The following is a 14,564-nucleotide window of genomic DNA, read 5'->3' as shown; positions in this document are numbered from 1 at the left end:
GGGGCGATTGTCAAGCTGTCCCGCCACAATGTAGGGCGTATTTATGGACGATCGGGATCGAAAGGCGGCGGAGAAGGCCGAGCGCATGGCCGCCGCGCTGCGCGAGAATCTGCGACGCCGGAAGGCGCAGGCGCGTGCTGTCAGCGCCGCGCCTGCGACCGAGGACGACCCGCTCAAGTAAGCGGTGCGCATTTGGTGGCCAGCCATGCGCGATCCTCCGCGTCGGTCATTTCCGGGGTGAGGACCGCCAGCACCTTGGCATGATAATCGTCGACCCAGCGGCCCTCTTCGGCCGTCAGCAGCGCCGGCTCGATCAGCGTGCGTTCGATCGGGCAGAAGGTGAGCGTTTCGAAGCCCAGCATTGCGCGGTCGGCGCCGGGGATCGCGCGGGGTTCGATCAGGATCAAATTCTCGATGCGGATGCCGTATTCGCCGGCCTTGTAATAGCCGGGCTCGTTGGAGAGCATCATGCCGGCGCGCAGCGGCTCCATCGCCGCGCCGCCGGGATAGTTTGGCGAAGCGATCCGCTGCGGCCCCTCGTGGACAGCCAGATAGGCGCCGATGCCGTGGCCGGTGCCGTGTGCGAAGTCGAGGCCGGCTTCCCACAAGGGACGGCGCGCGAAGGCGTCGATCTGGCCGCCCATCGTGCCGTCGGGGAAGACCGCGGTGGCGATCGCGATGTGACCCTTGAGGACTCGGGTGAAGCGGTCGCGCATCTCTTCGGTCGGTTCGCCGATCGGCATGACCCGCGTAACGTCGGTGGTGCCGTCCGCATATTGGCCGCCGGAGTCGATCAAATAGAGTTGGCCGGGTTCGATCGGGGCGCTCGACTCCTCGGTGACATGGTAATGCGGGATCGCGCCATGGGGGCCGGTGGCGGAGATCGTGTCGAACGACGTGTCCTTCAGGACGCCGGTCTGTTCGCGGAAGGCGAGCAGCCTGGCGGCGGCGCTGAGTTCGGTCTGGCCGCCCTTCACGCACTCGATCTCGACCCAGCGGAGGAAGCGCGCGAGCGCGGCGCCATCGCGCGCGGAGGCGGCGCGGTGGCCGGCGATCTCGACCGGGTTCTTGATCGCCTTGGCGAGGACGACGGGGTCGCGCAGGGGAAGGATCTTGGCGCCGCCGGCCTGGAGTGCTTGCGTGATCGCGGCGACCGCACGTTCGGGGTCGGCGGCAACGCGCTTGCCGGCGTAGGTGGCGAGGGCCGCGGCGAAGGCGGTGCGGTCGTGGAGGCGGACGGCGTTGCCGAGATGCTGGCGGACCGTGTCGTCGAGCTTGTCGGGCGCGACGAACAGGTCGGTGGTGCCGTCGGCGCCGACGATCGCATAGGAGAGCGCGACGGGGGTATGGTCGACGTCGCCGCCGCGGATGTTGAGTGCCCAGGCGATTGAGTCGAGCGCGGTGAGGACGACCGCGTCGGCGTCGTGCTCGGAAAGCCAGTCGGCGATCTTTGCGCGCTTTTCGGCGGAGGAGGCGCCGGTGAACTGGTCGGGCTGGACGGTCAGCTTGGCGGGCGAGGTGGCGGGGCGGTCGGTCCAGATCGCATCGATGGGGTTGGTGGTGACCGGGACGAGTGTGGCGCCGCGTTCGGCTAGGGCTGAGGTGGCGTCGGCGACCCAGGTGCCGGTGTGGAGCCAGGGGTCGTAGCCGATCCGGCCGCCTTCGGGGGCGTAGCGGCCGAGCCAGGCGGCGGGGCTGGTCTGGGGGACGGGTTCATACGCCCAGTGCGCGCCGTCGACCTGTTCGCGGACCTGGATCGTGTAGCGGCCATCGGTGAAGATCGCGGCGCGGTCGGCGAGGACGACGGCGGTGCCGGCCGATCCGCCGAAGCCGGTCAGCCAGCCGAGGCGCTGGGCATAGCCACCGACATATTCGCTCATGTGTTCGTCGGTGAGGGGAATGACGAAACCGTCGAGATTATCGGTGGTTAGCTGGGCGCGGAGGGCGGCTAGGCGGTTGGCTAAGCGGGCGGTCGGGGTCATCGGTTCAGTCTCTCGTCGAAAGTGAAGTATAGGAAGTGCAGACGCTGGCGAGGGTTCGATCGACGCTCGATATGCCCTCGGTAGCGGGTGCTGCGGCGGAGGCGCGGGGGCGGATCGAGCGGGGACGGGCCATGCCGGGCGTTGTGGCAGAAAGGGGATGTGTAGGACAGCGGGCTGGGGCGGGGCTCGACACCGTTGTTGTGTCGACAGCGAACTTTCCGCACGTTCCCGGCGGAGGCCGGGGGCTAGTTGGGGACGTGGCTAACTGAGCGCAGCGCGTCGTTACTGCGACTTTTCCAACTGGGCCCCGGCCTCCGCCGGGGTGGTGTTCCTAGCGGGCATCGTCTGTTCCCGCTCGTTGTTCTCCCGCGAAGGCGGGAGCCCAGACTGGGTCCCCGCCTTCGCGGGGAAACGCGCTTGGTGCAGGTTCGCAGGACCAGCCGCTACCACCCCGGCGGAGGCCGGGGCCCAATTGGGGGACGATGGTAACGGAGGACTGCGCGCAGTTACTGCGACCTTTCCAATTGGGCCCCGGCCTTCGCCGGGGTGGTGGCGTTGCGGTGGTGGCGTTGCGGTGGTGGCATCGCGGGGGGTGGCATTGCGAGTGATGCATGGGGTGGCTGGCCACTCTTCTTCAGCCGCTCGCCAATGCCACAGCGTTTGGCTTCCACCTGCGGCGCGGCTAACACGGCGGCATGACCACGCCCCCCATTGCCGAACAGCGGCCGCACAGCTTCACCACGCATGGCGTGACGATCGAGGATCCCTATGCGTGGCTGAAGGATCCGAACTATCCCGAAGTCGATGACGCCGACGTGCTGGCGTATCTGGCGGCCGAGAATGCGTATTTCGAGGCGCAGATGGCGCCGCATACCGCACTGGTCGACACGATCTACGAAGAGATGAAGGCGCGCATCAAGGAGGATGAATCCTCGGTGCCGCAGAAGGATGGCGATTGGCTCTACTGGACCGCGTACGAGACCGGCGGGCAGTATAAGAAATGGTGGCGCAAGCCGGTCGCGGGCGGTGACGACGAGCTGTTGCTCGACGAGCCGGCCTTGGCGGAGGGGCACGAGTATTTCCGGCTCGGCGCGTTCTCGGTCAGCAATGACGGGCGCTATCTCGCCTATGCGATCGACGACAATGGGAGCGAGCGGTTCGAGGTTCGGGTCAAGGATCTGGATACCGGCGAGCATCTGCCCGACGTGATCCCGGGGATGCTCAGCGAGATCGTCTGGACCGCGGACGATGCGGGGTTCCTCTACGGTCTGGCGAACGAGCAGTGGCGGACGGATAACGCGCGGTTCCACCGGCTGGGGACGCCGATCTCGGACGACGTCGTGCTGTTCCACGAGGAGGACGAGGGGTTCCGCGTCGGCGTCGGCGAGACGAGTTCGCGGAAGTGGATCGTGATCGCGACGAGCGACCATGTGACGAGCGAACTGTATCTGCTGCCGGCGCATGAGCCGCTCGCGGTACCGATCCTCGTCAGCGCGCGGCAGGTCGGGCGTGAGTATGATGTGGACGAGCATGACGGTACGCTGTTCATCCACACCAACGACGTCGATCCGAATTTCCGGCTGTGCACCGCGCTGGTCGAGGAGCCGGATGCGTGGACCGAACTGATCCCGGCCTCGCCGACATTCTACATGACCGGGGTGGAGTGCTATCAGGACTTCTTCGTGGTCGACGGGCGCGAGGATGGCCTCGATCAGATCGCGATCCATCGGTACGAGACGCCGACCGAGGGCAGGCGGATCGACTTCCCCGAGGCGAGCTATGTCGCCGGGCTGGGGGACAATCCCGAATACGACATGACGGTGTTGCGGCTCGGGTATGAGTCGATGGTCACGCCGGGGACGGTGTACGACTATGACGTCGATACCGGCGAGCGGACGATGCTCAAGGTGCAGGAGATCCCGAGCGGGTACGATGCTGCGAAGTACGCGACCGAGCGGCTGAAGATCGTCGCGCGGGACGGGACCGAAATTCCGGTGTCGATCGTGTATCCGGCGGGGTTCGTGCGCGATGGGTCGGCGCCATTGTTCCTCTATGCGTATGGCGCGTACGGGTACGCGATCCCGTCGGGGTTCTCGACGGGGCGGATGAGCCTGCTCGATCGCGGGTTTGCCTATGCGATCGCGCATATCCGTGGCGGCGACGATCTTGGCCAACAATGGTATCTCGACGGCAAGCTTGAGAAGCGCGCGAACACGTTCAACGATTTCGTCGATGTGGCGAAGGCGCTGGTCGATGCGAAATGGACGTCGGCGGGCAGGATCGCGATCGCGGGGCGGTCGGCTGGCGGCGAGCTGATGGGGGCGGTGGTCAATTCCGACCCTGAGCTGTGGGGCGCGGTGATCGCGGACGTGCCGTTCGTCGATGTGCTCAACACAATGCTCGACGAGAGCCTGCCGCTGACGCCGGGCGAGTGGCCCGAATGGGGCAATCCGATCGAGGACAAGGCGGCGTTCGAGTTGATCCGGTCGTATTCGCCGTACGACAATGTGAAGGCGCAGGACTATCCGCCGATGTTCATCAGCGGCGGGCTCAACGATCCGCGCGTGACCTATTGGGAGCCGGCGAAGTGGGCGGCGAAGCTGCGGCGGATGAAGACCGACGATAATGTGCTGTTGCTCAAGACCAACATGGGCGCGGGGCATGGCGGCAAGTCGGGGCGGTTCGAGTCGCTGCGCGAGGGCGCGGAGGAACACGCGTTCGTGCTGTGGCAGCTGGGCGTCGCGGGGTGAGCCGGTTCACGCTCTCGATCACGGCGCAGGACGCGGATATCGACGAGCTGGGGCACGTGAACAATGCGGTCTGGGTGCAGTGGATCCAGGCGATCGCTACCGCGCATTGGGAGGCGGTGGCGCCGGCCGAGCATAAGCTGGCGTATGTGTGGGTCGTGACGCGGCATGAGATCGATTACCGCGGGAGTGTGGTCGCGGGGGAGACGGTGACCGGCGAGACGTGGGTCGAGGGGGCGCCTAAGGGGGCTCGGTTCGACCGGCATGTTCGGTTTTTGGGCGGTGACGGGAAGGTGAAGCTGGAGGCGGTTACGACCTGGGCTTTGCTGGATCGGGGGACCGGGCGGTTGATGCGGGTGCGCGAGGATGTGGCGGCACCGTTTTACTCCTAGTCCCTCTCCCCTCCGGGGAGAGGGAGGGAGCGACGCAGGAGCGGAAGGGTGAGGGGTTTGAGGCTCGGGACGTCCATCCCAACGCCCCTCTCCCTTCCCACCGCAAGCGCGGCGGGCCCCTTCCCTCTCCCCGAAGGGGCGAGGGAGCTTTTGCTAGCCGCTGTTTCTTAGGGCGGTGGCGATGGCGTTGATCGAGAGGAGGATGCCTTCGCCGATCCTGGGGTCGTCTTCGCCTGCGCGGCGGCGCTTGATCAGTTCGATCTGGAGCAGGTTGAGCGGCTCGATATAGGGGAGGCGTAGGCGGATCGAGGCGTCTAGGGCGGGGTGCTTTTCTAGCAGGCGGGACTGATCGGTGACTTGCAAAAGCCCGTCGTGGGTCTGGTGCCAGCCGTCGCGGATCGTGGTGAAGATCTCGCGGAGCTTGTCGTCCTCGACGAGGCCGGCATAGCGTTCAGCGATGCCGATGTCGGACTTCGCCAGCACCATTTCGAGGTTCGCCAGTGCGGAGGCGAAGAGGGGCCAGCCTTCGGCCATGTCCTTCAGCAGCGCCTTGTCCTCGAAATCGGCGATCGCGCGGCCGACGCCGTACCAGCCGGGGAGCATGACGCGGGCCTGTGCCCAGCTGAACACCCAGGGGATCGCGCGGAGGTCTTCGATTCGGTCGGACTTGGTGCGGCTGGCGGGGCGGCTGCCGATCTTGAGGCCGGCGATCTCGGCGATCGGCGTCATCTGGCGGAAGAAGGTGCGGAAGCCCTCCGTACCGTAGACGAGGTCGCGGTAGCTGTGGAACGCGGTGTCGCTGAGCGTGTCCATTGCGGCCGAGAAGCTCGCGTTGTCGGCGTTGGAGAGGCGTTCGGGCTCCAGGCTTGCCAGCAAGGTAGCCGAGGCGATCGCTTCCAGATTGGTCATCGCGGCGTCGCGCGTGCCGTATTTGGCGGCGATGACTTCGCCCTGTTCGGTGATGCGGATGCGGCCCTGGACGGTGCCCGGGGGTTGCGCGCGGATCGCGCGGAACGCCGAGCCGCCACCGCGCCCGACCGCGCCGCCGCGACCGTGGAACAGCTGCATGCCGACGCCGGCGGCTGCGAAGACGGGCTTGAGCGCGGTCGAGGCTTTCGACAGCTGCCAGGTCGAGGTGAGGTAGCCGCCGTCCTTGTTGCTGTCCGAATAGCCGATCATCACTTCCTGATGGCCGCGCGCCTTCGAGATCGTCGCGATCTCGGGGAGCGCGAACCAGGCGGACATGACGCCGGGCGCGGCTTCGAGATCGCCGATCGTCTCGAACAGCGGGACGGCCATGATCGCCGCGGTCGGGGTTTCGCCGGGGCGATAGAGGCCGACTTCCTTGAGCAGGAGGTTCACTTCGAGCAGGTCGCTGACCGACTGCGCCATCGAGACGATGTAGTTGGTGATGCACGCCGGGCCGTAGGCGGCGTGCGCGTCGGCGGCGGCCTGGACGATCGCGAGTTCGCCCGCGGTTTCCTCGGAATAGGCGGCGAAGCGCGAGGTGAGCGGGCGGGCGTTGGCGAGTTCGCGGCGGAGCAGCGCGACGCGCGCGTCCTCGTCGAGCGCGAGGTACTCGTCTTCGACGCCAGCGACCTTGAGCAGTTCGGCGACGACTCGTTCGTGGACCGCGCTGTTCTGGCGGAGGTCCAAGGTGGCGAGGTGGAAGCCGAACGTCTCGACCGCGCGGATCAACCGGCCGAGCGCGCCGCCCGTCTTCAGCGCCGAGCCGAGGCCGTGAGCGAGCGTCACGAGGTCGGCGCGGAAGTCGGCGGGGCTCGCATAGGGTTCGCCGGTGAGGCGGCCGGGGCGGGGGGCGTGCTTGCCGGTGAGCGCGTCGTGCGTCGCGGACAGGCGCGCGTAGATGCCCGAAAGCGCGCGGCGATAGGGCTCGTCGCTGCGGCTGGCGGCATCGTCGCCGCTGGCGTCGGCGAGCGCCTGCACTGCGGCATCGGCGGGGGCGTGTTCGGTCGAGATCGACAGTTCGGCGCCGAGCGCGTGTACCGCGTCGCAGTAATAGCCGAGCACGGCTTCGCTCGCTTTCGACAGCGCGGTCTTGAGCGAGTCTGCGGTGACGTAGGGATTGCCGTCGCGGTCGCCGCCGATCCAGCTTCCCGGGCGCAAGAAGCTGGGCGTGCGTTCGCCGAGTGCGCGGTCCCAGCGCTGGTAGAGTGCGGGGAGTGCGGGAAGGAATACCTCGCGCAGGTAGCTGAGGGCGTTGTCGACCTCGTCGGTGACGTAGAGGCGGTCGCGGCGGAGGACGCGGGTCTGCCAGAGCAGCGCGATCTGGCGGAGGATGGCGTCGTCGACGCTGTCGCCGTCGGGCGTGGTGTCGCGGCCGAGATCGCGCAGCGCCATCAGCTCGGCGATGCGGTTGCGGTGGTCGATCATGCTTTTGCGGCGGACTTCGGTCGGGTGTGCGGTGAGGACCGGGGCGATCAGTGCGTGGTCGAGCAGCGCGCGGATCTGGGCGCGGTCGATGCCTTCGGATTCGAGCTGGGCGATCGCGGAGGCGAGGTCGGCACCGTCTTCCGCGGCGATGCCCTGGCGGTCTTCGGCGAGGTTGGCGAGCATCGAGAACAGCATGAAGCCGCGGACGAAATCGAGCGTCTCGTCGAGGCTGAGCTTTTCGAGGCTGAGATCGACCGCGCGGTCGTCGCCGGGCTTGCCTTCGGAGGCGTCGCGGTGGCGCTCGACCGAAGCTTTTCGGATCGTCTCGGTGGCCTCGAACAGGCGCTCGCCGCCATAGGCGCGGATGACGTCGCCGAGCAGTTTGCCGAGGAAGCGGATGTCGGAATTGTTCGCGATTGCGGGGAGGCTAGCCATGATTCCCTGCTGCGCTGCGGCAGGGTTCAGGTCAACCGGGAATGGAGGGCGGGAGGCGTGAAATCGAATGTATTGCGCGGGTGGGGTGTAATATTATTGTCTTTGGGTGCCCCTAGGCGTCGGCCCCAGGTTTTAGCGGCTGCGCCGTCGTCTTAGCTGTTCCGTCATTCCAGCCCCACTCCGTCATCCCAGCGAAAGCTTGGATCTCCACGTGTGGCAGGTGTCGCGAACCCCGAGAGATACCCCAGCTTTCGCTGGGGTGACGGGTAAGGAGGAGCGTACGTCGCGAACCCCCGAGAGATACTCCGGCGTTAGCTTCGGTGACGGAATAAAATTCGCTGGGGTGACGGAATTGAAGGTGTCGATAGCAGTGGCGGCGGAACGGGAACGCTCAGCGCTTCCGTGACTCCGCGCGCTCTTCCGATGTGACGGTGCCGTCTCGGTTGAGGTCCATCCGGTCGAACCAGGCGAGCGTGCCTTCGCTCCACTCGATCGCGGTGATGATGCCGTCCTTGTTGCGGTCGAACGCCTTGATGCGGGCGTTCGGCGCGGGGAGTTCGTCCTTGGTTATGCGGTCGTCGGCGTTGCGGTCGAGCGTGCGGAAACGGCGTTCCATGCTGGCGCCGAAATCCAGGCGAGACGTCACCGAGGGGGGCACGAAGCCGACCGCGTTGGCGTCGGCCTGTGCGCGCTGCGCGTCCTTGTCGCCGCACGCGGACATGAAAAGTCCCGTTGCGGCGAGCGCCGCCACCAGTTTCACCTGCATAGAATCTCCCGTCGTCTTGAAAGCCGTTACGCTTCCAGTTCAACGTCCCAATACAGCCAGTCGTGCCATGTGTCGTGCAGGTAGTTGGGCGGGAAGCTGCGGCCGTGTTCCTGGAGGTGCCAGTTGGTTGGGCGGATCGCCTCGATGTGCAGCGGCATGCCCGCCTGTTTCGGCGTCCGCCCGCCCTTTTTGAGGTTGCACGGTGAGCAGGCGGTGACGACGTTCTCCCACGTGGTACGACCGCCTTGCGCGCGCGGCACGACATGGTCGAAGGTGAGATCGCGCAGCTTGCCGCAATATTGGCAGGTGAACTTGTCGCGCAGGAACAGGTTGAACCGGGTGAAGGCGGGAAATTGCGACGGTCGGACGAACTGCTTCAGCGCGATCACCGAGGGCAGTTTCAGCGCGAAATTGGCGCTGCGGACTTCGCGTTCATAGGTGGCGACGATGTCGACACGATCGAGGAAAACAGCCTTGACCGCGGTTTGCCACGGCCAGACGCTGAGCGGATAGTAAGAAAGCGGCGTATAATCGGCATTCAGCACGAGCGCCGGACAACCATCCGGGTGGCGTATCAGGTCGGGGTGAAACACGGCTCCTCCCACTCAGGCTTCGCAGAGCGCCCTATGGACGACAGCGATGACAAGGACATGACAGCACGGCGCACCGCGGTCGGTCAAGCGTGCTGAGCGATGGACCGGTCGTAACGCGGTTCGCGCCGAGCCCGACGGGACGGTTGCACCTGGGCCATGCGGCATCGGCGATCCGCGCGCATGACTTCGCGCGCGAGCGGGGCGGGCGGTTCCTGTTGCGGATCGAGGATATCGACGGGACGCGGAGTCGGCCCGAGTTCGTCGCGGGGATCCTCGAGGATCTGGCGTGGCTCGGGTTGCGGTGGGACTCGCTGGTGTTCCAGTCGGAGCGGCTGGCGAAATATGGGGCTGCGCTGGAGACGCTGAAGGCGCGCGGGCTCGTGTATCCATGTTTCTGTACGCGCGCGGAGATCGCGGCGAGCGCGTCCGCACCGCAGGGGGATGCGGCGCCGGTCTATCCGGGAATCTGTCGGAGGCTGACTGTCGAGGAGGTGACCGCGCGCGCGCATCTAGCGCATTGCTGGCGGCTCGATATGGCGAAGGCGGTGGCGATTACCGGCGCGCTGGCGTGGCATGATGCGATTGCCGGGACGGTGACGGCGGATCCGTTGGCGCAGGGGGACGTGGTGCTGGCGCGGAAGGATGCGCCGGCGAGCTATCATCTGGCGGTGACGCTGGACGATGCCGCGCAGGGCGTGACGGATGTGGTGCGCGGGGTGGACCTGTTCGCGGCGACGGACGTGCACCGGGTGTTGCAGGCTTTGCTGGGGTTGCCGGTGCCTTCGTACCATCATCATCCGCTGGTGGTGGATGCGGCGGGGCGGCGGTTGGCGAAGCGGGACGGGGCGTTGTCGCTGGCGGAGATGCGCGCGGGTGGGGAGGATGGGGTGGCGCTGGCGGCTCGGGTGCGGGGGACTGGTTAAATAGCGTCTGAAGCAACGACCGCGACCGCTATCGATTTCCACCACCCCGGCGAAGGCTGGGGCCCAATTGGTGAAGATCGGTAATGGAGGACCGAGGCAGGTCGGCACCGTCCCCCAATTGGGCCCCGGCCTCCGCCGGGGTGGTTTGCCTTGCGTGGGTGGTGGTCTTGCCGGGGTGGTGGTCTTGCCGGGGTGGTGGCCTTCGCCGGGGAGGTGACGTCGCTAATGCTTCCTTGTTCTCCCGCGAAGGCGGGAGCCCAGTCTGGGTCGCCGCCTTCGCGGGGAAACAGTGAGGGAGGGGTGACGCCCGTAAAGTGCCACCACCCCGGCGGAGGCCGGGGCCCAGTTGGGGGACGTTGCTGGCGTAACGCATCGCTCCGTTACCTCGGCTTTCCCAATTGGGCCCCGGCCTTCGCCGGGGTGGTGTTTTGATTGGTTCTGCTACAGCTCGATCCCCAATCTCGGCGCCGCCCAGGTCATCGCCGCATAGAGTGCGATCGTCAGGATACAGCCCGCGAGCAACGACAGCCAGAACGGCGCGCCGTGGCGGAGTAGCGCGGGGATCAGCAGGAACATCGGTAGCGATGGCAGCACGTACCAGAAGGTCGCGCCGGCGTGCGCGGCCATCGTCCGCGGATCGGGTTTGTCGTGCCATAGCCAGATCATCCCGAGCACCGATACCAGCGGCAGCGACGCCACCAGCGCACCGAAACCGGGATAGCGCTTGGCCAGTTCCGACGCAGCGGCAATCAGGATACCGGAAATCAGGGCCTTGAGCGCGAGATAGAGCATGCGCCATGTGCGCTACCCACGCGGCAGTCCGCAACATTGCTTATCGGCAACATGGGTCATTTTCCGGCTTCGGGTACGCCATTGCTACCCTGCCGGTGCGCGCTTACATTCGAGTCATGAACACATTCCTCGTCATCCTCCTGATCGCGGCGATGATCGCGACCGTCGTGGCTCTGGTGCGGGGCGTCGTGTCGTTCCTGCAGGAGGGCAGCGCGCAGGTGCGCGATGGGAACGGGCCGAGTGCCGCGTCGCTGAAATCGAATCGGATGATGCAGCAGCGAATCTTCTTCCAGGCGCTGGCGATCCTGATCGTGGTCGTCATCCTGTTCGCGGCGGGGCGGACCTAGGGCGCGAACGTTACCTTCGATCCTCCCCCGCCAGGGGGAGGTGGTTGGCTCTTGCCAGACGGAGGGGGAGGTAAGGGAAACCAGCGTTACGTGTTCTCCTCCTCCGTCACCTTCGGCGCCACCTCCCCCTGGCGGGGGAGGATCGGGGTTGCAGCAGTCGTCGCGAGTCACGAGGGATACCCCAGCTTTCGCTGGGGTGACGGTTGGTGGGGGGCGACAGGGCTTTGATGCGCTTCAATCTGGAACATTCATGGTCAAGCTGAACAAGATTTATACGCGCACCGGCGACGACGGCACGACCGGCCTGGTCGACGGATCGCGCGTGTCGAAGTCGAGCGCGCTGATGCAGGCGATCGGCGATGTCGACGAGGCGAACTCGGCGATCGGGCTCGCGGTGATCGCGCTCGGCGACCAGCCGATGGCGGCGGCGCTGACTCGGATCCAGAACGACCTGTTCGATCTCGGCGCGGACCTGGCCACGCCCGCCGGCGCGGACGAAGCCGGTGCGGACGATTTTACGCCGTCGGAGATGGTATTGCGGATCGTGCCCTCGCAGGTCGAGCGGCTGGAGCGCGAGATCGACGCGATGAACGCGCACCTCGCCCCGTTGCGCAGTTTCATCCTGCCGGGTGGTTCGGCGGAGGCCGCCGCGCTGCATCTGGCGCGCGCGATCAGCCGGCGGGCGGAGCGTTCCGCGGTCGGGGCGAGCGAGACGCAGCGGCTCAATCCGGCCGCATTAGCGTATGTTAACCGGCTATCGGATTTCCTGTTCGTGGCATCGCGGGTGGTGAACCAAAACGGTGCCGGCGACGTTCTATGGCGACCGGGGGCTACGCGCGGTTAGGCGCGTTTCGTCGCTCGCGTTCCAACGTCGCATCGGTCGACGTAGAACTGAGGAGAGATCGATGCCCAGTCCCGTCCGCCCCGATCGCGCCACGGCGCCGGCAGCGTCCCCCTTGGCCGAGCGGTTTGCAGCGGTGCGCGATCTGACGCTCGCACTCGCCGCTCCCCTCTCGGATGCCGATGCGACGGTGCAGTCGATGGCCGACGCATCGCCGACCAAATGGCACATGGCGCACACGACGTGGTTCTTCGAAACGTTCGTCCTGCGCGATCATGTCGCAGGCTATGCGCTGCACGACGAGCGGTTCCCGTTCCTGTTCAACAGCTATTATGAGGCCGAGGGGCGTCGCCATGCGCGCGATCGGCGCGGGATGGTGACGCGGCCGTCGCTCGACGAAGTGCGCGCGTATCGTGCGCATGTCGATGCGGCGTTGCTCGATGCGCTGCCGACCTTGTCCGAGGATGCGCAGGCGCTGGTGGCACTCGGTTGCCATCACGAGGAGCAGCACCAGGAATTGCTGGTCACCGATATCCTCCACATGTTTTCGGAGAACCCGCTCGAGCCGGCGATGTGGCCGGCGGCGCGCAAAATTCCGGTGGCGATGCCGGGTCCGATCGGCTGGATCGAGCGCGGCAGCGAGATCGTCGAGATCGGCCATGACAGCGAAGGCTTCGCGTTCGATTGCGAGGGGCCGCGTCACGCCGCGTTGCTGTCGCCTCACGCGATCGCCGACCGCACCGTGACCAATGGCGAATGGGCCGCATTCATCGCCGATGGCGGTTACCGCGACGCCCGGCACTGGCTGGCCGATGGCTGGGCGTGGGTGAAGGCGGAAGGGATCGTCGCGCCGCTCTATTGGGAAGAGCGCGATAGCGAGTCTGGGAGCGGCTGGACCCGGTTCGGGCTCGACGGTCGCCGTGCGATCGATCCGGCCGCGCCGGTGACGCATGTCAGCTTCTTTGAGGCGGATGCGTATGCGAGCTGGGCCGGCGCGCGATTGCCGACCGAATTCGAGTGGGAGGCAGCCGCGGCCTCGCACGACGCCTCCGGCGGCAACCAGATGGATGTCGCGGGACCGGTCGAGCCTCGGCCGGCGGCGAGCGGTCCGGCGTTCTTTGGCGATGTCTGGGAATGGACCGGCAGCGCGTATCGCCCCTATCCGAAGTTCGCCAAGGTCGACGGCGCGGTCGGCGAGTATAACGGTAAGTTCATGAGTTCGCAGTTCATTTTGCGGGGTGGGAGCTGTGCTACGCCGCGCGGGCATGTGCGGGCGAGCTATCGCAATTTCTTTTATCCGCACCAACGGTGGCAGTTCACCGGCGTGCGCCTCGCGAAAGACCTTTGATGTTGAAGCCTGAGATCGAGGACGGCCAGCAGACGCTTGCCGACCCGCAATTCCGTGCGGACGTGCTGGACGGGCTCGCGCGGATGCCGCGGGCGATCCCGGCGCGGTGGTTCTACGACCGGCGCGGCTCGGAACTGTTCGAGAAGATCACCGACCTGCCCGAATATTACCCGACGCGGACCGAGCGCTCGATCCTCGAGACCGTGTGTCCGGAGGTCGCCAGGATCGCCGGTGAGGGTCGTGCGGTGGTCGAGTTCGGGTCGGGATCGTCGACCAAGACGCCGATCCTGCTCGATGCGGTCGCGCCGTCGGTGTACGTGCCGATCGATATCTCGGGCGATTTCCTGCGGGAATCGTCGAAGGTGCTGGGCGAGCAGTTTCCCGACCTGCTGGTGCTGCCGTTCGAGGCCGATTTTATGCGGCCGCTGAGCCTGCCGAAGACGATCGCGGATACGCCGAAACTGGGGTTCTTTCCGGGATCGACGATCGGCAACATGATCCCGCTGATGGCGGTCGACCTGTTGCGCGCGATGCGGGCGTCGCTCGGCATCGGCGCGATGCTGTTGATCGGGATGGACCGGATCAAAAGCGAGGACGTGCTGGTGCCGGCGTATGACGATGCGCAGGGCGTGACGGCGGCGTTCAACCTGAATCTGCTCGAGCGGATCAACCGCGAACTGGCCGGCGATATTCCGGTCGAGGCGTTCCGGCACAAGGCGGTGTGGAACGACGATCGCGCGCGGGTGGAGATGCATCTCGAGGCGATGCGCGACGTGGCGTTCGAGGTCGATGGCCGATCGTTCGAGATGACCGAGGGCGAGACGATCCACACCGAGAACAGCCATAAATACGGTGCTCGGGACGCACGGATCCTGCTGCGATCGGGGGGGTGGACGCCGGTGGCGGCGTGGACCGATCCTGAAGAGCTGTTCGGCGTGTATCTGGCCGAGGCCCAGGTGGAGCGACCGGCGCCCTGAATATGGGGCGGCGGCGTCGGTGATCAG

At 66.5% G+C, this 14,564-nt stretch carries 13 protein-coding genes; 8 read left to right on the top strand and 5 right to left on the bottom strand.

Annotation, left to right across the window (positions count from 1 at the left end):
• Positions 1-43: 43 nt before the first annotated feature.
• Positions 44-181 carry a hypothetical protein gene (locus tag NLI89_RS05780; RefSeq protein WP_254686153.1) on the top strand — a complete coding sequence of 46 codons (138 nt, stop codon included), beginning with the start codon at positions 44-46 and terminating at the stop codon, positions 179-181.
• Here the strand turns inward: NLI89_RS05780 and NLI89_RS05775 are convergent.
• Entirely contained in the window at positions 174-1,982 is a 1,809-nt protein-coding gene (locus tag NLI89_RS05775; RefSeq protein WP_254686152.1) for an aminopeptidase P family protein, read from the bottom strand. The genes NLI89_RS05780 and NLI89_RS05775 overlap by 8 nt on opposite strands.
• Positions 1,983-2,677: 695 nt before the next feature.
• On the opposite strand from NLI89_RS05775, the gene NLI89_RS05770 reads away from it, so the two are divergent.
• Positions 2,678-4,732: a S9 family peptidase gene (locus tag NLI89_RS05770; protein WP_254686151.1), complete on the top strand. Its 2,055-nt coding sequence runs from the start codon at positions 2,678-2,680 to the stop codon at positions 4,730-4,732.
• A complete protein-coding gene (locus tag NLI89_RS05765) occupies positions 4,729-5,121 on the top strand; it encodes an acyl-CoA thioesterase (protein WP_254686150.1) in 393 nt (130 codons plus the stop codon). The genes NLI89_RS05770 and NLI89_RS05765 overlap by 4 nt, the downstream gene beginning before the upstream one ends.
• Before the next feature lie 153 nt (positions 5,122-5,274).
• Here the strand turns inward: NLI89_RS05765 and ppc are convergent, their stop codons facing one another.
• From ppc to NLI89_RS05750, 3 genes are all read right to left on the bottom strand, one after another.
• Positions 5,275-7,950, bottom strand: coding sequence for a phosphoenolpyruvate carboxylase (ppc, locus tag NLI89_RS05760; protein ID WP_254686149.1), 2,676 nt, complete (start codon positions 7,948-7,950; stop codon positions 5,275-5,277).
• Between the two features lie 391 nt (positions 7,951-8,341).
• Positions 8,342-8,716: a hypothetical protein gene (locus NLI89_RS05755; protein ID WP_254686148.1), complete on the bottom strand. Its 375-nt coding sequence runs from the start codon at positions 8,714-8,716 to the stop codon at positions 8,342-8,344.
• Between the two features lie 26 nt (positions 8,717-8,742).
• Positions 8,743-9,309 (bottom strand): HNH endonuclease, encoded by a 567-nt coding sequence (locus tag NLI89_RS05750; protein WP_254686147.1) that lies wholly within the window; start codon positions 9,307-9,309, stop codon positions 8,743-8,745.
• A gap of 89 nt (positions 9,310-9,398) precedes the next feature.
• On the opposite strand from NLI89_RS05750, the gene gluQRS reads away from it, so the two are divergent.
• Positions 9,399-10,232, top strand: a complete 834-nt coding sequence (gene gluQRS, locus NLI89_RS05745) for a tRNA glutamyl-Q(34) synthetase GluQRS (protein WP_254686146.1) — start codon at positions 9,399-9,401, stop codon at positions 10,230-10,232.
• A 441-nt stretch (positions 10,233-10,673) separates the two neighbouring features.
• Here the strand turns inward: gluQRS and NLI89_RS05740 are convergent, their stop codons facing one another.
• Positions 10,674-11,024, bottom strand: coding sequence for a DUF3147 family protein (locus NLI89_RS05740; protein ID WP_254686145.1), 351 nt, complete (start codon positions 11,022-11,024; stop codon positions 10,674-10,676).
• Between the two features lie 116 nt (positions 11,025-11,140).
• Here NLI89_RS05740 and NLI89_RS05735 point away from each other — a divergent pair, with 116 nt between their 5' ends.
• The 4 genes from NLI89_RS05735 to egtD all read left to right on the top strand — a co-directional run bounded on the left by NLI89_RS05735 (position 11,141) and on the right by egtD (position 14,537).
• The gene (locus NLI89_RS05735) at positions 11,141-11,371 is read left to right on the top strand and encodes a twin transmembrane helix small protein (protein WP_056418893.1); all 231 of its coding nucleotides are present in this window, start codon (positions 11,141-11,143) and stop codon (positions 11,369-11,371) included.
• 250 nt (positions 11,372-11,621) lie between these two features.
• Entirely contained in the window at positions 11,622-12,215 is a 594-nt protein-coding gene (locus NLI89_RS05730; protein ID WP_254686144.1) for a cob(I)yrinic acid a,c-diamide adenosyltransferase, read from the top strand.
• A gap of 61 nt (positions 12,216-12,276) precedes the next feature.
• Positions 12,277-13,560, top strand: coding sequence for an ergothioneine biosynthesis protein EgtB (gene egtB, locus NLI89_RS05725; RefSeq protein ID WP_254686143.1), 1,284 nt, complete (start codon positions 12,277-12,279; stop codon positions 13,558-13,560).
• The gene (gene egtD, locus NLI89_RS05720) at positions 13,560-14,537 is read left to right on the top strand and encodes an L-histidine N(alpha)-methyltransferase (protein WP_254686142.1); all 978 of its coding nucleotides are present in this window, start codon (positions 13,560-13,562) and stop codon (positions 14,535-14,537) included. Before egtB ends, egtD begins: the two co-directional genes overlap by 1 nt.
• Positions 14,538-14,564 lie beyond the last annotated feature (27 nt).

This window comes from Sphingomonas faeni (assembly GCF_024273235.1).
GTDB lineage: Bacteria > Pseudomonadota > Alphaproteobacteria > Sphingomonadales > Sphingomonadaceae > Sphingomonas > Sphingomonas faeni_A.
This window is presented reverse-complemented; position numbering and strand designations above follow the sequence as displayed.